The 17,599-nt window shown below is 71.4% G+C and carries 13 protein-coding genes; 5 read left to right on the top strand and 8 right to left on the bottom strand.

The genetic code is table 11. The features are described 5' to 3' along the window. The first annotated feature begins 215 nt into the window (after positions 1–215). A complete protein-coding gene (locus G569_RS0123635) occupies positions 216–1,124 on the top strand; it encodes a choice-of-anchor Q domain-containing protein (RefSeq protein ID WP_211233057.1) in 909 nt (302 codons plus the stop codon). Here the strand turns inward: G569_RS0123635 and G569_RS0123630 are convergent. From G569_RS0123630 to asnB, 5 genes are read right to left on the bottom strand one after another with little or no spacing between them, the layout of a single operon-like run. Next, a complete protein-coding gene (locus G569_RS0123630) occupies positions 1,121–2,599 on the bottom strand; it encodes an MOP flippase family protein (protein ID WP_028065258.1) in 1,479 nt (492 codons plus the stop codon). The genes G569_RS0123635 and G569_RS0123630 overlap by 4 nt on opposite strands. 48 nt (positions 2,600–2,647) lie before the next feature. Beyond that, on the bottom strand, positions 2,648–3,397 hold the full coding sequence (locus tag G569_RS0123625) for a WecB/TagA/CpsF family glycosyltransferase (protein WP_037498610.1): 750 nt from the start codon (positions 3,395–3,397) through the stop codon (positions 2,648–2,650). Further along, positions 3,397–4,644, bottom strand: a complete 1,248-nt coding sequence (gene wecB / locus G569_RS50965; RefSeq protein ID WP_084285442.1) for a non-hydrolyzing UDP-N-acetylglucosamine 2-epimerase — start codon at positions 4,642–4,644, stop codon at positions 3,397–3,399. Before wecB ends, G569_RS0123625 begins: the two co-directional genes overlap by 1 nt. 58 nt (positions 4,645–4,702) lie before the next feature. Then, positions 4,703–5,590 carry a glycosyltransferase family 2 protein gene (locus tag G569_RS0123615; RefSeq protein ID WP_028065256.1) on the bottom strand — a complete coding sequence of 296 codons (888 nt, stop codon included), beginning with the start codon at positions 5,588–5,590 and terminating at the stop codon, positions 4,703–4,705. Further along, positions 5,587–7,470 (bottom strand): asparagine synthase (glutamine-hydrolyzing), encoded by a 1,884-nt coding sequence (asnB, locus tag G569_RS0123610; RefSeq protein WP_028065255.1) that lies wholly within the window; start codon positions 7,468–7,470, stop codon positions 5,587–5,589. The genes G569_RS0123615 and asnB overlap by 4 nt, the downstream gene beginning before the upstream one ends. A gap of 86 nt (positions 7,471–7,556) precedes the next feature. Here asnB and G569_RS0123605 point away from each other — a divergent pair, with 86 nt between their 5' ends. Both G569_RS0123605 and G569_RS0123600 read left to right on the top strand, forming a co-directional pair. Continuing rightward, entirely contained in the window at positions 7,557–8,426 is an 870-nt protein-coding gene (locus G569_RS0123605; protein ID WP_028065254.1) for a glycosyltransferase family 2 protein, read from the top strand. Positions 8,427–8,521: 95 nt separating this feature from the next. Further along, positions 8,522–11,047, top strand: coding sequence for a LamG domain-containing protein (locus G569_RS0123600; RefSeq protein WP_157592253.1), 2,526 nt, complete (start codon positions 8,522–8,524; stop codon positions 11,045–11,047). 60 nt (positions 11,048–11,107) lie between these two features. On the opposite strand, the gene G569_RS0123595 is transcribed toward G569_RS0123600, so the two are convergent. Then, positions 11,108–12,490 (bottom strand): glycosyltransferase, encoded by a 1,383-nt coding sequence (locus G569_RS0123595; RefSeq protein WP_028065252.1) that lies wholly within the window; start codon positions 12,488–12,490, stop codon positions 11,108–11,110. A 116-nt stretch (positions 12,491–12,606) separates the two neighbouring features. On the opposite strand from G569_RS0123595, the gene G569_RS50960 reads away from it, so the two are divergent. Both G569_RS50960 and G569_RS0123585 read left to right on the top strand, forming a co-directional pair. Further along, positions 12,607–13,302, top strand: coding sequence for a methyltransferase domain-containing protein (locus tag G569_RS50960; RefSeq protein ID WP_053226874.1), 696 nt, complete (start codon positions 12,607–12,609; stop codon positions 13,300–13,302). A gap of 63 nt (positions 13,303–13,365) precedes the next feature. After that, positions 13,366–15,129, top strand: a complete 1,764-nt coding sequence (locus tag G569_RS0123585; protein ID WP_028065251.1) for a hypothetical protein — start codon at positions 13,366–13,368, stop codon at positions 15,127–15,129. Here the strand turns inward: G569_RS0123585 and G569_RS0123580 are convergent, their stop codons facing one another. Beyond that, the gene (locus G569_RS0123580) at positions 15,130–16,674 is read right to left on the bottom strand and encodes an O-antigen ligase family protein (RefSeq protein ID WP_028065250.1); all 1,545 of its coding nucleotides are present in this window, start codon (positions 16,672–16,674) and stop codon (positions 15,130–15,132) included. Between the two features lie 16 nt (positions 16,675–16,690). Next, positions 16,691–17,545, bottom strand: coding sequence for a YveK family protein (locus tag G569_RS0123575; protein WP_028065249.1), 855 nt, complete (start codon positions 17,543–17,545; stop codon positions 16,691–16,693). Positions 17,546–17,599 lie beyond the last annotated feature (54 nt).

Genomic DNA, 17,599 nt, shown 5'->3' with positions numbered 1-17,599 from the left:
CGTTGATCGCCCTTTTTCTAGGGGCCTGTGGCGAATCCGCCGCGATCCCGGTCGCGCCGAAGCGGGTCCCGCAGCTCTATGTGGCGCCCGGCGCCACTGGCACAAAGTGCAGCAAATCGGCACCTTGTGGGTCCCTGGAAGCGGCCTATACGGCAGCCAAGGCAGGCGACCTGGTCGCGGTCGCCCCAGGCTCATATCCCGCTCAAGTTGTTCCCGTGCTGACAAAGCCCGGAAAACCAGTAGAAATTGCGGCCTCCGGACGCGGCGTCAAGTTCGACGGTCTCGACATCAAAGCCGACAACGTGATCCTCCGCGGGATGAGCAGCACGTCCTACCTGACCGTCGACAGCGGCAACGCCGCCGACCCCGTCGAGAACGTCCGCCTCTACGACATGCACACCGCCACCCACTTCCTGCTCGGGGTCAAACACTTCGTCTGGAAGCGCGGCAGCATCGGCCCTTCGGTGGACGAGAAGGCGAGCATGATCGGCGGCACGCCGACGAGCTACGACATCACCTACGACCACGTCACCTGGCACGACGCCACCCGCACCTCGGGCGACGTCCACACGGAGTGCCTGCTCGCGCTCGGCGTCCAGGGCCTGACGATCCGCAACAGCCGCTTCACCAACTGCGCCGTGTTCGACATCCTGCTCTCGCGCATCGGCGCCGACCCGCCGCCGCGCAACGTCGTCATCGAGAACACCGTGCTCGAGAAGTCGATCGACCTCGGCGACAAGCCCGGCTTCTACTCGCTGATGACCGGCGCCGACCCCCTCGACGGCCTGACCCTGCGCAACAACGTCTGGGACCTCGGCCTCGCCCTCCAGGGCCCGATCGCCAACGGCCACATCACCGGCAACATCGGCCGCGCCGCCTCCTGCGCCGACGGCGTCCGCTACACGAACAACGTCTTCACCGACAAGCGCTGCGACCGCAGCGACCGCGTCGTCCCGTCCGCCTTCACCCAGTTCGTCGACCCCCGCGAGGGCAACTGGCGCCTCAAGCCCCGCGCCGCCGCGATCAACGCGGGCGACCCGAAGGCCGCCCCCACCCGCGACGCCGGCGGCCACTCCCGCACCGGCAAGCCCGACGCCGGCGCGTACGAGTACCGCGGCGGCTAGGCGGGGGTCTCGGCGAGCGAGGCGCCGCGGCGGCTGGCGAGCAGCTGACGGATGTCGCGGGCGACCTCGGGCACGCGCCAGACGCAGAGCGTGAGGAAGACGGCGGCGCCGGTGAGCGCGCAGAAGAGCAGGCGGGCGGCCGCGGGGACGCCCATGTCGACGAGCCACATCCGCTCGAGGAACACCACGGCGACCATGACCGCCGAGGCCTGGACCACACCCGACAGGCTGCGCACGAAGACCATTACTGAGACGCCCAGCGCACGCGAGGTGAGGACGGTCAGGATCGGCTCGACGAGCGCGGTGGAGATCGCGTAAGCAATGGCGACGCCCTTGATGCCCCAGTGCACGCCGATCAGGAACGCGGTGATGTGGGCGGCCGTGAAGACGATGCTGTAGCGGAAGAGGGTCTTGGTGCGGTCGCGGGCCATCAGGATGTCGACGTTCACGCCCTGGACGGCCTGGACCATGCCGACGACGGCGATGATCTGGATGACGGGGATGGCGGCGTCCCACTTGTCGCCGAGGACGACCGGCACGAAGTCGGGCGCGACCACGATCACGCCGGCGAGCGTCGGGATCGAGAGCATCCCGACGAGGCGCGTCGCGCGCGCCCAGGCGGCCGCGATCCGCTCCGGCTCGTCCTGCATCCGGGCGAAGGCGGGCGCCAGCACGCGCTGCACCGGCCCGGCCACCTTCGCCACCGGCTGGAGCATCACGTTGTAGGCGACGGCGTAGGCGCCGAGCGCGGCCGTGCCCAGGTACCGGCCGATGATGAACCGGTCCGCGTTCGCGTGGGCGTAGTAGAGGAGCCGGTGTCCGACGAGGTAGGAGGAGAAGCTCCAGAGGTCCTTCGCGCTCGCCTTGGAGTACTGCAGGCGCGGTCGCCAGCTCGAGGCGCGCCACAGCAGCAGGCTCGAGACGGCCGCGGTGACCAGCTGCTGGACGATGATCGCCCACGCGCCGGTGCCCATCGCCGCGAACACGACGGCGCCGATCATGCCGGCCATCGCGGCCACGATCCCGAGGGTCTCGGTCTTCTTGAACGCCATCTCGCGCAGCAGCAGCGACTGCTGGGTCGAGCCCAGGGCGCCGATCATGAAGCTCGCCGAGAGCGCGGCCAGGAGCGGCGCGACCTGCGGCTCGCCGTACGCCCTCGCCACCGGGTGGGCGAGCAGCACGCCGAGCCCGGTGAACAGCACGCCGCTGCCCATCGTGATCCAGAACGCGGTGTTCTTGTCGGCCTCGTTGATCTTCGGCCGCTGCACGAGCGCCGCCCCGAACGCGAGGTCCGAGAAGACCAGCACGAGGCTCGAGAAGACCAGCGCGAGCATCGCGAGGCCGTACTCGTCGGGCGTCAGCAGCCGCGCGATGGCGATCGCGCCGATCGACCGGGTGATCTGCAGCACCACCTGCGCCGCGCCGACCCAGCCGATGCCGCGCACGACGCGACTCCGGATCTCATCAGGGTTCATCGCACCTCACCGTACGTCTGGAACAGCTTGGGGACCCTGGCCAGGCGGCTAGGCCGGACGGGTCTTGCGCTGGACCAATTCGCGGCCCAGCAGCCAGATGAAGGCCGTGTTGGTACGGGCGTAGCGACCGAACATGCGGCGCGGCTCCTGGAGCAGGCGGTAGAGCCACTCGAGGCCGAGCTTCTGCCAGGTCGGGCCGGCGCGGCGGGTGAGGCCGGCGACGACGTCGATCGCCCCGCCCACGCCCATCACGAACGGCACGCCCATCGCGGGACCGTGCTCGCCGAGGAAGTACTCCTTGCGCGGCGTCGACATCGCGACGAACAGCAGCTTCGCGCCCGACGCGCGGATCTCGTCGATCAGCGCGGGCGTCTCCTCGTCGGAGAAGTAGCCGTTGCGGTAGCCGGCGAACCGCAGCGCCGGATGCTCCTCGCGCAGCTTCGCGACCGCGGTCTCGAGCACGTCCTGCTTGGCGCCGAGGACGAAGACCGGGTAGCCCTTCTCGGCCGCCAGCGCCATCAGGCGGTGCATCAGATCGATGCCGGCGACACGCTCGGGCAGCGGCTGGCCGACCAGGCGCGACGCCCACACGACCGCCGCGCCGTCGGCGTTGATCAGCTCGCAGCGGTTGGTGATGTCGCGCAGCTTGTCGTCCTCGCGCAGCTTGACGACCTTGGCGGCGTTGATCGCCATGTGCTGAGCGAACCCGCCCTGCGTCTGGATCAGCTCGTCGCAGCGCGCGACGGTCTGATCCATCGTGAGCGCATCGATCTCGCAGCCGAGGACGTTGACGCGCATCAGGCGGTCGCGGCGGCGCCGTTGATGCGCAGGACCGCGTAGTTCGCGACCAGGACGTCGGCGACGCGCTCGGCGGCGTGACCGTCCCACAGCGGGATCGCCGACGGCGTCGGCTCCCACACCGGCGGGCGCACGCTCGCGATCAGCGACGCGTCGTCGCCGAGCAGGACGTTCGTGCCGTGCGTGATCGTGACCGGGCGCTCCGTGTTCGGCCGCAGCGTGAAGCACGCGATGCCGAGCGCGGAGGACTCCTCCTGGACGCCGCCGGAATCGGTCAGGATCGCGCCCGCGCCGGCCTGCAGGGAGAGGAAGTCGAGATAGCCGAGCGGCTCGATGCAGCGCACGCCGGCGCCCTCGAGGCGCTCCAGCGCGCCCATGCTCGCGAGCTTGTTGCGCGTCCGCGGGTGGATCGGGAAGACGACCGGGTGGCGCGAGGCCAGCTCGAGCAGGCTCTCGACGATCCGGCCGAGCTGCCCGGCGTCGTCGACGTTCGACGGCCGGTGCAGCGTGACGAGCACGTAGGTGCGCTCGCGCAGGCCGATATCCAGCCACACCGCGCGGCCGCGGGCGCGACGCTCGCAGCGGCGCAGCGAGTCGATCATCGTGTTGCCGACGTAGTGGACACGGTCGGCGCCGATGCCCTCGGCGGCCAGGTTGGCCTCGCCCTCGGGGCTGTGCGTGAAGAGCAGGTCGGAGATCGCGTCGGTCAGGACCCGGTTGACCTCCTCCGGCATGGTCCAGTCGCCCGAGCGCAGGCCGGACTCGATGTGCGCGACCGGGATGCCGAGCTTGGCGGCGACCAGCGCACAGGCCAGCGTCGAGTTGACGTCGCCGGCGACCACGACGGCCACCGGGCGCTCCTCGAGCAGGACCTCTTCGAACATCGAGATGACCTTCGCGGTCTGCTCGCCGTGCGAGCCGGAGCCGACGCCCAGGAAGCGGTCGACAGCCGGGAAGTCGAGGTCGGCCAGGACGTCCTCGGACAGCTTCTTGTCGTAGTGCTGGCCGGTGTGGACGATCACCTGGCGGAACGTGTGCCGGGCGCCCAGCGCGGTGATGATCGGCGCCATCTTGACGAAGTTCGGGCGGGCGCCGACGACGTGGACGATCGCGTCGCGCTGCTGCGCCGGGAACTCGCTCTTGTGGCCGCGGTACACGTGGCGCGCGTGCGCCGGGTCGACCAGCGGCACCACGTTCACATCAGTAGTGCCGGCGGCCGGCCGGCTGGCATCGCGCAAGGAGGACATGTCTTGGAACCTAAGGACGGGAGGAGGAGTTGATAAGGGGCGGAGCCAGGACGATCGGCTAGTTCTGGGCACCACGACTGGTGAGGGCACGCAGCGCGGCGGCATGGCCGCGAGCGTGCGCGCGCCGTCGCGGGTAGGCGACGATCGCGTGGGTCACCGCGGAAAGCGCCAGCAGCGCCGCCTCGAGGCGGGCGGCCACTGGCCGATAGTGCAGGCGGGCGTAGCGGGCGCGGCTCTCCGCGTGGATCGCGGCGAGCTCCGAGCGCGGCGCCGAGCTGCCCTCCTGATGGCGGGCGATCGCGGACGGCTCGTAGCGGACCGCATGGCCCGCGGCGCGCAGCCGCACGCAGATGTCGGTGTCCTCGCAGTAGAGGAAGAACGACTCGTCGAAGCCGCCGATCTCCTCCAGCGCGCTGCGCCGGATGAACAGGCAGGCGCCGGAGAGCCACTCGGCGTCGCCCGGCCGCTCGTACGCGGCGGGGTCGAGCACCATCTCGTCGGTCCACGCCGCCTTCGGGAACACCCGGTGCAGGAAGAGCGCGTTGGCCAGCGTCGTCCGCAGGCGCGGCTCGCGCCGGCGGCTGAAGAGCAGCTCGCCGTCGCCGCCGAGGATCTTCGGCCCCGCGCAGGCGATCTCCGGGTTGGCGTCGAGCAGGTCGACCAGCTTCTGGAGGTCGGCGGGCGCGAGCACAGCGTCCGGGTTCAGGAACAGGACGTAGTCGGCGCTGCCGGCGTTCGCGCCGATGTTGCAGCCATAGGAGAAGCCGCCGTTGCGCTCGGCGCGGATCGTCTTGACCGGTAGGTCGGCGATCGTCGGCAACGGGTCGATCGGCGAGGCGTTGTCGACCACGACCACGTTGACGCCCTCGACGCCCGCCAGCGGCTCGACGCAGCCGCGCAGGGTGTCGCCGCTGTTGTAGGCGACGATCGCGACGTCGACGTTCACGAGGCCACCAGCTCGGGCGCCTCGGCGCCGGAGAACAGCGACTGCCACTCCGACAGCTCGAGCAGGCAGTACAGGAGGCGCTTGTTGTCGGCGCGGCCGCTCTGGTGGCCGGAGACGAGCGCGCTCACGGTGGCCGGGTCGATCGTCGCCGCCAGGTCGGTGCCGGGAGCGAACCGGCGCGCGACCTCGGAGCCGAGCTCCTCGCGCAGCCAGCGGTCGTACGGCGTCGAGAAGCCGAGCTTGGGGCGGTCGATGATCTCCCGCGGCACGAGCTTGGCCATCGCCTGCTTGTGCAGCCACTTGCGCTTGAGGCCCTTCACGCGCACCTTGGCCGGGATCCGCTCGACGTAGCGCATCAGCTCGACGTCGAGGAACGGGACGCGCTGCTCGAGGCCATGCGCCATCGACATCTTGTCGCCGTAGATCAGCAGGCCGTCGGGCAGGAAGAGATGCGTGTCCAGGTACAGCGTCTGCTCGAGCGGGTCGCGGTCGCGGACGTCGTCGAGGACCGCCTCGGCGAGCGCGCGGCGCTCGGCGGCCGCCTCGCTGCCGTCGGCGCCGGTCAGCGCGGCGCGCAGCTCTGAAGGAGCGATGTCGAAGATGCCGAGCAGGCGGTCGGTCGCGTCACCCGCGCCCAGCAGCCCGGCGGCGCGCTTGGCCTTCTCGTTGCGCGGGAGCGCGCCCGCGAGCCTCCTGGCGGGTCCGGCGACCGCGCCCGGCAGCTTGGCGACGTACTGGAGCATCGCCGCCGCCTGATGGCGCGAGTAGCCGCCGAGCGGCTCGTCCGCGCCCTGGCCGGACAGCACGACCGTCACCGACTTGGTCGTGAACTCGCTCAGCTGCAGGAGCGCCGGGGCCGACGGGATGCCGCACGGCTCCTCCAGGCGGTGGATCGTGTCGCGGATCTGGCCGCGGAAGTCCGTCGCGCTCATCGCCACGCTGTGGTGGTCGGTGCCGATCACCTTCGCCGACGCCTCGGCCGCCGCGCGCTCGTCGAGCGTGTCGTCGTGGCCGGGGAACCCGATCGTGAACGTCTGGATCGGCTTGTCGTCGTGGGCGGTCATCGCGGCCGCGATGCCGGCGGAGTCGATGCCCCCGCTCAGGAACGCGCCGTACGGCACGTCGGACATCATCTGCCGACCGACCGCCTGGCCGAACTCGTGGGCGAGGCCGTCGGCGAGCTCGGCCGGCGAGGCGTCGAAGGACGCGCCGGGCGCCGTCCGGTAGCTCGTGACCTTGACCGGCTGGTCGACCTCGGCCACCAGGTAGGAGGCCGCCGGCAGCTTCTGGACGCCCGCGAACAGCGTGCGCGGCGCGGGCACGAAGCGCCAGGCGAGGAAGTGGTCGAGCGCGATCGGGTCGATCATCGTCGAGCCGAGGCCCGCGGCCAGGACGGCGCCGACCTCCGAGCCGACCGCGACGCGGCGGCCGCGCTCAGCCCAGTAGACGGGCTTGACGCCGAAGGCGTCGCGGGCGGCGACGAGCCGCTGCCGGCGCGCGTCCCACAGCGTGAAGCCGAAGATCCCGTTGAGCTTGTGCACGCACTCCGGGCCGTCCTCCTCGTAGAGGTGGAGGATGATCTCGCAGTCCGAGCGCGACGCGAACGTGTGGCCGCGCTGCTCCAGCCCGGCGCGCAGCTCGAGGTAGTTGTAGATCTCGCCGTTGGCGACGAGCGTGATCGTCCCGTCCTCGGACGTGAACGGCTGGTCGCCGCCCGCGACGTCGATGATCGAGAGCCGGGTGTGGACGAGCAGGGCGGGACCGACGCGCCGCCAGTCGTCGCCGTCGGGTCCACGGTGGCGCAGCGCGCGCACCATGGCCTCCGCCGTCGAGGGCCCCGCGATGCCCGCGGGGTCGAGAAGGGCGCCGATTCCGCACATGGCGTGGATGATGGTCGTGGTCGGGCGGCTTGCACCTACCCTTCCGCACAGGCTCGGCCAGGCGGCGCGCACCTAGCATCCGCCTCGTGCTCCGTTATGCCCTGATCACGCCGGCTCGCGACGAGCGGGCGAATCTCGAGCGTCTCGCGACCGCGGTGCGCGAGCAGACCCGCCGTCCCGCCCACTGGATCGTCGTCGACGACGGCTCCACCGACGGCACGCGCGAGCTCGCCCGCTCGCTGGGGGAGCTCGACCCCGCGCTGATGGTCGTGGGCACGGAGAACGCGGACGGCGCGCTGCGCGACGGCCGCCGCCAGGGGCGCGACCTGCTCGCGTTCCAGTACGGCATCCGCTCGCTGCCGAGCGAGGTCGACGTGGTGGTCAAGGTCGACGCGGACGTCAACTTCGAGCCGGACTTCTTCGAACGGCTGATCGGCTGGTTCGAGGCCGAGCCCTCGCTGGGGATGGCGGGTGGCTCGTGCCATGAGCTGCAGGATGGCGAGTGGGTGAGGCGTAAGGTCGTACCCTCCGCGGTGTGGGGCGCGACGCGCGCGTACCGCGCCGGCGAGTGCGTGTCGATCGCGCTGGCGCTCGAGCCCAACGTGGGCTGGGACGGGATCGACGAGATCCAGGCGCAGCTCGCGGGCTTCAAGACCGGCACGATGATCGACCTGCCGTTCGAGCACCATCGGCCCGAAGGGCTGCGCGAGTCCTCGCGGGTGCGGGCGCACGCGCTGTCCGGGCGTGCCGCCTGGTACATGGGCTACCGGCCCTCGTACCTGGTGCTGCGCAGCCTTTATCGCACGCGCGGGGATCGCGCCGCGGTCGGGTTGATCTGGGGCTACGTGACGGGTGCGTTCACGCGCGCGCCGCGCTGCCCTGACGCGCGCGTCATCGACGCGCTGCGGGCGCGGCAGCGGCTCTCCGTCGCGCTGCGCGGCGGCGCGCCGGAATAGTCACACGCAGCGTCCGCTGTCTGCGATAGTCGGACGGTTCGGTTTGTGGTTCTTTGTCGGGGGTTTGTGTGGTTCGGCTGGGGTGGTCTTGTCGGGTGTTCGCTGTGGTTGCGGCGTGCCTGACGCTTCCCGCTTCCGCCCGCGCCGCGACCCTTCACGTGGCCCCCGACGGGTTGGCCGACGGTGACTGCTCGGTGCTGGTGCCGTGCGCGAGCTTCGAGCGCGCGTACAAGCTGTCCGCGCCCGGCGACGTCGTCGAGGTCGCGGGCGGGGTCTACGGCGACCAGCTGATCCCGGCGCTGGGGCGCGAGGGCCCGTCGGTGACGTTCGAGCCGGCGCTCGGCGCTCGCGTGGAGCTCGGGCATCTGGACATCAACGCCGACCACATCGTCGTCCGCGACATGGTCAGCAACGGCGCGTTGACGGTCGAAGGTCGCATCGAGGACACCGCCGACGACGTGCGCATCTACAACTTCAGCGCGCGCAATCACTATCTGCTCGGGACGCGCGACTTCTTCTGGCAGGGCGGGTCGATCGGGCCCTCCCACGACGACAAGGTCAGCATGATCGGCGGGACGCCGGCGAGCTACGGGGCCGTGTACGACGGCGTCGTCTGGCACGACGCGACGCGCTCCTCAGGCGACGTGCACACCGAATGCCTGCTCGCCGCGGGCGTGCAGGGGCTGACGATCCGCAACAGCCGCTTCACCAACTGCGCCGTGTTCGACATCCTGCTCTCGGCGATCGGCGACGACCCCAACCCGCGCGACGTCCTGATCGAGAACACCGTCTTCGGCGCGTCGACGGACCTCGACGGCAAGCCGGGCTTCTTCACGTTCATGACCGGCGACCTGCCCTGGGACGGGCTCGTGCTGCGCAACAACGTCTGGGAGCAGGCGCCCGCGCTCCAGGGCACCTACGTCAATTCGCGGCTCTCGAACAACATCGGCCCGATCGGCGGCTGCCGCACCGACCTCGCGTACTCCCACAACATCTTCACCGACACGCGCTGCGGCCACACCGACCGCCAGCGGCCGGAGGCGATGAACCAGTTCGTCGACCCGGCGGCGGGCGACTTCCGCCTGCTCCCGGGCGCGATCGCAGTCGACAACGGCGACCCGGTGGATTCGCCTGTGTACGACGCGCGCGGGTGGGGACGCAACGGCGTGCCCGACGCGGGTGCGTTCGAGTTCGACGGCGTGCCGCCCGTGGGGAACCCGACGCCCACGCCGACCGCGACGGCCACGGAGACCGCGACGGCCACGGAGACCGCGACGGCCTCGCCGACCGAGACGGCCACGGCGACGCCGACGGAAACGGCGACCGCGACGGCGACGCCGACCGAGACGGCGACGGTGACGGCGACGCCCACTGAGACCGCGACACCGACCGCGACGGCGACCGAAACTGCGACCGCGACGCCGACCGAGACCGCGACCGCGACGCCGACCGAGACCGCGACCGCGACGCCGACCGAGACCGCGACCGCGACCGCGACGCCCGAGGAGACCGCGACAGCGACGCCGACCGCGACCGCCACGGCGACCGCGACCGCAACCGCCACGGCGACCGCGACCGTTGACCCCACGCCCACCGCGACCGCGACCGCCACGGCGACGGCGACCGCCACGGCGACGGCGACCGCCACGGCGACGGCGACCGCCACGGCGACGGCGACCGCCACGGCGACGGCGACCGCCACGGCGACGGTCGACCCCACGCCCACCGCGACCGCCGACCCCACGCCCACCGCGACCGCGACCGTCTTCCCGACCGTCAGCGCGACGCCCACGGCCACGCCGACCGCGACCGTCACCGCCTCCCCGACGCCGATCGCGCTGCCTCTCGCGACCCCGACTCCCGCCCCGAGCGAGCGCCCGCCCGCGGTCATGGACGTCGCGGCGCACTCCGCTGGGCTCGTCGGCGCATGGGGCTTCGAGGAGCCCTCCGGCGCGGTCGTGGCCGACGCGTCCGCTCAGGGCAACGCGGGCACGATCTCCGGCGCCCGGCGGGTCGCGGGCCACAGCGGCCGGGGCCTCGCGTTCGACGGCGTCGACGACCTCGTCACGATCCCCGACGCGCCCTCGCTCGACCTTCGCCGCGCGCTCACCCTCGAGGCGTGGGTCAAGCCGGCGACCGTCACCGGCGCGTGGCGCGCGGTCGTCGTCAAGGAGCAGACCGGCAAACTCGCCTACGGCCTCTATGCCGCCAGCGACTCAGGCCTCCCGAGCGGCCACGTCTTCGTCTCGCGCGACACCGGCCTCGCGGCGCCGTCCAAGCTTCCACGCGGCCGCTGGAGCCACCTCGCGATCACCTGGGACGGCAGCACCGCCCGCCTCTACCGCGACGGCCGCGAGCTCGCCCACTCGCCGCTCAAGGGCGCGCTCACCTCGTCCACCCGCCCGCTGCGCATCGGCGGAACACGCCTCTGGCCGGACGCGTTCAAGGGCACCCTCGACGACGTCCGCGTCTACGACCGCGCGCTCTCCCCGGCCGAGCTCGCGATCGACCGCGACACCCCGGTCACCGCCGCCGCCGTCCCCTCCGGCCCGGCTCCGTCGGCCGACACGTCCAAACCGCGCCGCACGGCCCACAAGACCCGCTGGCTCCCGCGCCGCTAAGGGGGGTGTTCCGTTTTGGTTCACACAGGGTGAACCGGAACGAACTCCCCCCGGGGCGGGCTAGGCGCGGCCCTGGGCGGCGCGCACGCGGCGCTTGAGCGCGGTGCGGTAGAGCTTGCCGCGGACGCGGTCCATGAAGGTGAACGCGGGCGCCGCGGCGACCTCCGGCGGCTTGGGCTGCCAGGCCGGCACGCGGGCGCCGGCGAGGGAGACCTCGGCCGGAACGGCGAGCGGCTCGGTCCGGCGCCAGACCCAGAGTCGGCCCGGGCCGTTGCCGAAGCCCGCCTGGGCGAACAGGGCCAGCCAGTTCTCGCGCTCGTCGAGGGTCTTGTAGCCGAGGTGCTGTTCGAGCTCGGGGTCGGCGTCGGCGGCCTTGGCCAGCGCCATCGGGACGACGGCGGGTCCGGGGAGCTCGCGGCCGGTCCAGCCCTCGGGAGCGAGGTCGGGGGCGAGCGCGCCGCCGAAGGTCGTCAGCGGCGCGCTGACGACGACCGTGTCGGCGGCGATGCGGAAGGCCTCGGCGAGCAGCGACGTGGCCTGCGCCTCGGGCGGGTTTACGAGCGCGACCGCGCCGGCGGCGCCGGCGGCGAGGCCGAGGTCGCTCGCGGGCGGCGCGTCGAGCGCGACCGGTCCCTTGACCGACGCGGCGACCGCGGGTCCGCCCCACGCGAGCTCGAGCACGGACGCGTCCGGGATGCCCGCCTCGCGCGTCGTGGCGAGGACCGGCGCGGCGGTGGCGAGCTCGACCAGCGACGGCGGGCGATCGATCAGCTCGATCTCCTTGTAGTGCGCGTACGCGCGGTTCACCTTCGGGTTCTTGGACGCGAGGTGACCCGGGTGCAGCTTGTAGTCGTCCCAGCCGAGGTGGTACGAGCGCAGCGTGTCGGTCCAGCCGACGCGGTAGCCGGCGTTGCGGATCGCCTCGCACGCCTGCGCGTCGAGCTCATACGGGACGAGCAGTGCGTCGCGGCGGAGCATCTGGAACCACATGCCGAGGTTGCCCTCGACGATGTCCTCGCCGTGGCGGGAGGCGGGGTCGATGACCTCCGGCCCGAGCACCGACGGGCGGTTGACGGGGTCCAGGCCCATGCCGATCAGGCCGAAGTCCGGGTTGGCGTCCAGGTGGCCGCGCAGGCGGGTCAGCCAGCAGGGCGAGAGGTCCGGGACGATCAGGTCCGGCTCGGCGAGGATGAACGGGTCGCTCGTCGTGGCGTCGATGCCGTGCTGGAACGCCGGCAGATGCTCGTTCGTCGGGCGCAGGATGACCTGGTGGAAGCGGTGGCGGTTGTCGGCCAGCCACTGGCGCACGTCGGCGCCGGACGCGTTGTCGACGATCGTCAGACGGTACGGCTGAGTCGTGCGCGCCTCGAGGTTGTCGACGGTCGCGATCAGATAGTCGAGCCGGTTGAACGTCAGGAGGACGATGTCGATGGGTTCCGCCATGGGCCAGAACCTAGAGGTCGCGCGCGAACGGCTCCTCCCGGAATGGCCAGGGTGGGTGGGTCAACCTGGCCGGTCGGATAGGGACGCCCGCGCACGAGCGGGCCAAGCTGCACCGCATGTTCAGCCCGACCGCCCGACTCCGCGGGCTTGCCGATGACAAGAGTGCCGGTTCGATCAGCCATCGACTGCGTGAGCGCCGGTTCCGGCTCTTCGAGCAGCTCGTCGCCGACCTTCCGCGCCCGCTCAACATCATCGACCTGGGCGGCACGAACGAGTACTGGGAGCAGCGCGGCTGGGCCGGCCGCGAGGGCGTGACGATCACCCTCGTCAACCTCGACGCGCAGCCCCAGAAGCACGCGAACATCATCCCCACCCAGGGCGACGCCACCAACCTCTCCCAGTACGCGGACGACTCCTTCGACATCGCGTTCTCGAACTCGGTGATCGAGCACCTCTTCACCTTCGAGAACCAGGCCAAGATGGCTCGCGAGGTCCAGCGCGTCGCCAAGGCCTACTGGGTCCAGACCCCGAACTTCTGGTTCCCGATCGAGCCCCACTTCCTCGTCCCCGTCTGGCACTGGCTTCCCGAGTCCACCCGCATCGCGATCCTGCGCCGCCGCGGCGTCGGCTGGGCCGGCCGCGTCCCGGACGCCGACAAGGCCCGCGAGATCATCCAGGAGCACCGCCTGATGCGCCGCAAGGAGCTCGCGCGCTTGTTCCCGAGCTCGTCGATCGTCGGCGAGCGCTTCGGCGGCCTCACCAAGTCCTGGACCGCCCTCGGCGGCTTCCCGGCGCAGCCCGCCGCCCGCTGACCGCACCGCTCGCGAAGGGCGGCTACGGTGGCGTCGTGATCCACGCCGCCGCGAGCTGACGCGATGCGCCACCTGCTCTTCCTGCATGGGATCCGCAACGACGATCCGCGACGCGAGTGGCTCGTCGCGCTCAATCAAGGCCTGCGTCAGGAAGGGCTGAGGACGATCGAGGAGCGTGGGTACACGATCCACGCGCCCTCATACCTCGATCTGCTGCAGCCGGAGACGGCGCTCGACGGCGACCGGCCACAAGAGACCTACAAGCGCGCCGACGACGCGGGCTACGCGCGCGCCGGCGCTCGCTACTGGCGCACGCTGCACAGCCTCGAGGAGAGCGGCATCCGGCGCTTCGAGGTCCCGCCGAGCATCCTCGGGAACATCCCCGCCGAGGGGCCGCACGCCAACCTGGTGCGCGAGCTCCGGTTCCAGGACGCGCAGCGCTACCGCCGCGACGCGAAGCGCCGGCACGCGATCGTGCGGCGGATCCTGCAGGACCTGCCGCGGACCGGCGAGCTGGTGATCGTCGCGCACAGCCTCGGGTCGGTGGTCGCGCGCGACCTGATCTACCACCTGCCCCCGGGCTGTGAGCTGACGCTGCTGATCACGATCGGCACGCCGCTCGCGCTCGGGCCGATGCGCGAGCACCTCAAGGACGCCAACCGGCGGTTCCCGTACGAGACGATGGGCGCGTGGCTCAACCTCGTCGGCGCGGGGGACATGGTCACGGGTCATCGCGGGCTGGCGCAGATCGAAGGCCAGGCGCTGGACGTCTTCATCGACACCAACCGCTCGCACGACGCGACGGCGTACCTGGCCAACCCGTGCGCGGGCGTCGCGCTGGACTGGTACGACCAGCGTCCCGAGGAGCCCGCCGACGATCGTCCGCTCCCGGATCGCCCGTTCCCGGCGGCGCTGCTGGCGGTCATCATCGGCGCCCAGTACGGGCTGCGACTCGGCCAGGTGATCGAGAACGCGGACAAGCGGGCGCGGTTCATCGGGGCGCGCGAGTTCGTGCTGCCGGACCTCGCGCAGAAGATCGCCGGCGCCGGCTTCGAGCACGTCACCGCCGATCAGCTCCTGCGCGACAACGCCGCGTGGCTCGGCGCCCGCCCGATCGCCGACGACGAGCTCCTCGCCTGCCTGCTGGCGGCGTTCATGGGCAACCCGGTCGAGCGCTTCCAGATCGACGTCTCCCGCGAGGAGCGCGTCAAGGCGCTCGAGCTGCTGGCGCGTGACCTGCGCCGGTCCAGGCAGCTCGCCGTGCACGTTCAGGAGAGCGAGCGTTCCGCGCGCCGCGCGCACAAGGACAGTCAGGTCTTCAAGCGGGCCGCGCTGGCCGTCGTCGGCCTGGCGGTGATCGCCGCCGCTCCCGCGCTCGTGTTCGCCGCCGCACCCGCCGGGCTCGCGGGCGGCGCCGCGTTCGTCGCGGGGCTCGCCGCGCTCGGCCCCGGCGGGATGCTCGGCGGCCTCGGCATCATCAGCCTGATGGGCGGCGCGGGCGGGCTCACCGCCGGCCGCGCGCTGCTCGCCGGCTCACCCGCGCAGGTCGAGCAGACGGTGATCTTCCTGCAGGCCTACGCGCGTGCCCGGCACCTCCTGCACGCCGACAACCTGATCGTCACCGCCCGCGGGCATCAGGAATGGTTCGCGCTGATCGAGTCCGAGGGGTTCGCCGCCGACCAGCTCTCACTGCTCTCGCTGTTCAGCGACGACGACGCCCCGGTCATCAAGGAGCTCAAGTCCAAGCTGAAGACGATCGACCGCGCACTCGCGTGGTTTCGCGAGGAAGGGCTCGCGCCGGCGGAGCTGCCCGCCGGCGACGAGTGATCAGCGCGTCGCCAGCAACTCGAGCTGCGGGGCGGCCTTCTCGGCCTTCGGCTTCGCGCCGCCCGGGTTGTCGTCCAGCGCCGGGAGCCGGCGCGCGGCGATGCCGAGGCCGCACATGATGTACATGAGCAGGGTCGCCTGAGGGAAGCCGAACGCGTCGTAGGTCGCCATGCCGATCGCGAACCCGAAGATCGAGGCCGCGAGGCCGGCGAGCAGCCAGCCGTGCGACGACTGATCGCGCAGGGCTGCACCTCCGAGCAGCCGGACGTTGCGTCCGAAGAACCAGATGAAGGCGATGAAGCCGAAATAGCCGGCCTCCAGGACGAGCCCGAGCCACTGGTCGTCGAGGTAGCGGCGGGTCTTTGCGGGGTCGAGTTTGGCGGGCACGCGGGTGCCCCAGCCTTGGCCGAAGAACGGGGTCGCCTTGGCCTCGTGCAGCGAGGGGCCGATGTCGGAGACGCGGTTGGAGGCGTCGCCGCCGGGGTTGGTGTTCTGCTGGGCCACGAGACCGCCCTCGGGGAAGAACGACGCCTTGATGGTGCCGAGGGTCGAGGGCACGGCGATGTTCACCACCAGCACGAATGGGAGGATCGCCCACCAGAGCCGCTTGACGGTCGCGGGCTTCAGGCAGGCGAGGGTGATCGCCTCGACGATGAGCATCAGGATCGCCGTGCGGGCGACCGTGGTGAGCACGCCGAGCGCGATCATGCCCACGCAGCCCCACCAGAAGTAGCTCTTGGTGCGGAAGCCGAGGTAGAGCCCGAGCGGGAGCAGCGTCGCGAGGGCGGTGCCGAGCGCGATCGGATGCTGCGCGGACGCCATCACGCGGTTGCCGCTGCCGCGCTGCTCGAGGTAGGTCGGCACCTGCGAGGGGTCGAACCGGAAGATCGGGATCACCTGCTGGAGGTGATTGAAGACGTTGAAGCCGGTCTTGTTCTCGACGAGCGTGAAGAAGCCGACGACGGCGCCGCCGAACATCAGGATCTTGATGGCGCGGTCGATGTCCTGGCGGGTGCGGATCACGTTGCCGATCAGCAGCATCACGACGATGTAGCTGGCGAGGAACGAGATCTTGAAGAGCACGTCCATCATCACGCCGCGGGCCTGGATCGTGCCGATGTTGGAGGCGACGCCGGCGGCGATCACGATCCACAGGAACAGCAGTGGCCCGCGCAGGCCGGATGGCCGCAGCGGCAGCTTCTTCGGCTCGGCGAGCATCGTCGTGACCCAGGCGATCGCGACCACGCCCACCATCGCCCGGTAGGGCTCGAGCTGGAAGGGCAGCGTGATCGGGAGCCCGTAGCGCCCGATCGGCACCCACAGGACGATCAGGAAGATCCCCCCGACCATCACGTGCCACTGGGTGAACCAGCGGTACGTGGCCATCAGGAGCAGCACGCCGCTGATCCCCGCGACCCAGTAGGTGGGTCGCAGGTCCAGGATCGCGGCGGCGAGCATGATCGCCGCCAGCAGCAGTGAGATCAGATACGCGCGACGGGGGACCGGAGCGAGCGCGGGGCTCGGTCCGGCGTCGACGGCGGCCACGGCCGGAGCCCCGCCTCTAGCTGGCGCGGCGCGACGAGGACGGCGGCGACGACCATCCGCCCGTCAGCGGCGCGGACGGCGTGGCGGGCACGTGCGGGAGATCCGCGGCGGCGTGCGGCATCGTGGCCACCGGCGCGCTCTCGAGCGGCACGTAGTCGTCCGCGACGCCGCTCTTGGGCGGGTACAGGTTGTCGAGCACGTAGGCCAGGGCGAACGTGGCGGCCATCACGAGGATGAAGGCGATGATCGCGGGCGTCTTGGAGTGCCCGATCAGCACCGCGGCCTTGCTCGGCGGGGTGAGGATGTCGATCCGCACGCGGTTGTCCGGCGGGATGTTGTTGCGCGCCTGCTCGCTCTCGATGTAGCCGCGCAGCGCGGTGATCACCGACTGATTGAGCTTCTTGGCGGCGTCCGGGTTCTCCGACATCGTCTGCAGCGTCAGCAGCGGCAGCGTGGCGCTCGTGTTCCAGCCGGCGGGCACGGGGGTGATCGTCACCTGCTCCGGGTCCGGGGTCGGCTGGATCAGCTTGCGCACCGCGTCGCTCTGCGCGTAGTACGCGTACGTGATCGCGAGGTTGGCGAAGCGGCCCGGGTCGGCGAACTGGTCGCTGGACTTGGCCTTCTGAACCTCCGCCGGCGAGTTCGGGTCGGCGGCGTTGGAGTCGGCGAGGATGACGCGTCCGTCCGGGAACCCGTGCTGGGTGACGTTGAGCGTCGAGGTGCTCTGGTACGTCTGCGTGGAACGCCACTCCAGGCCACTGGTGGAGACCTTGAAGATGGCAAGGGTGCCCAGCGCGATTCCGAGAATGACGCCGCCCGCGACGATGACGCGGAAGCGCCGCAGCACGTTCAGGTGACGACGAAGGTTCATGGCGTTGATCGTAGGCGGACTAGGGGGGCCGGAACGGGCACCCTGGACCATCGT

This window comes from Solirubrobacter soli DSM 22325, assembly GCF_000423665.1.
Taxonomy (GTDB): domain Bacteria; phylum Actinomycetota; class Thermoleophilia; order Solirubrobacterales; family Solirubrobacteraceae; genus Solirubrobacter; species Solirubrobacter soli.
This window is presented reverse-complemented; position numbering and strand designations above follow the sequence as displayed.

What these genes read in the sequence shown, in the direction of transcription:
- G569_RS0123630 (WP_028065258.1), bottom strand. Translation starts at nt 2,599, where the DNA reads ATGAACCCTGATGAGATCCGGAGTCGCGTCGTGCGCGGCATCGGCTGG.
- G569_RS0123625 (WP_037498610.1), bottom strand. Translation starts at nt 3,397, where the DNA reads ATGCGCGTCAACGTCCTCGGCTGCGAGATCGATGCGCTCACGATGGAT.
- wecB (WP_084285442.1), bottom strand. Translation starts at nt 4,644, where the DNA reads ATGTCCTCCTTGCGCGATGCCAGCCGGCCGGCCGCCGGCACTACTGAT.
- asnB (WP_028065255.1), bottom strand. Translation starts at nt 7,470, where the DNA reads ATGTGCGGAATCGGCGCCCTTCTCGACCCCGCGGGCATCGCGGGGCCC.
- G569_RS0123595 (WP_028065252.1), bottom strand. Translation starts at nt 12,490, where the DNA reads ATGGCGGAACCCATCGACATCGTCCTCCTGACGTTCAACCGGCTCGAC.
- G569_RS50960 (WP_053226874.1), top strand. Translation starts at nt 12,607, where the DNA reads ATGTTCAGCCCGACCGCCCGACTCCGCGGGCTTGCCGATGACAAGAGT.
- G569_RS0123585 (WP_028065251.1), top strand. Translation starts at nt 13,366, where the DNA reads ATGCGCCACCTGCTCTTCCTGCATGGGATCCGCAACGACGATCCGCGA.
- G569_RS0123575 (WP_028065249.1), bottom strand. Translation starts at nt 17,545, where the DNA reads ATGAACCTTCGTCGTCACCTGAACGTGCTGCGGCGCTTCCGCGTCATC.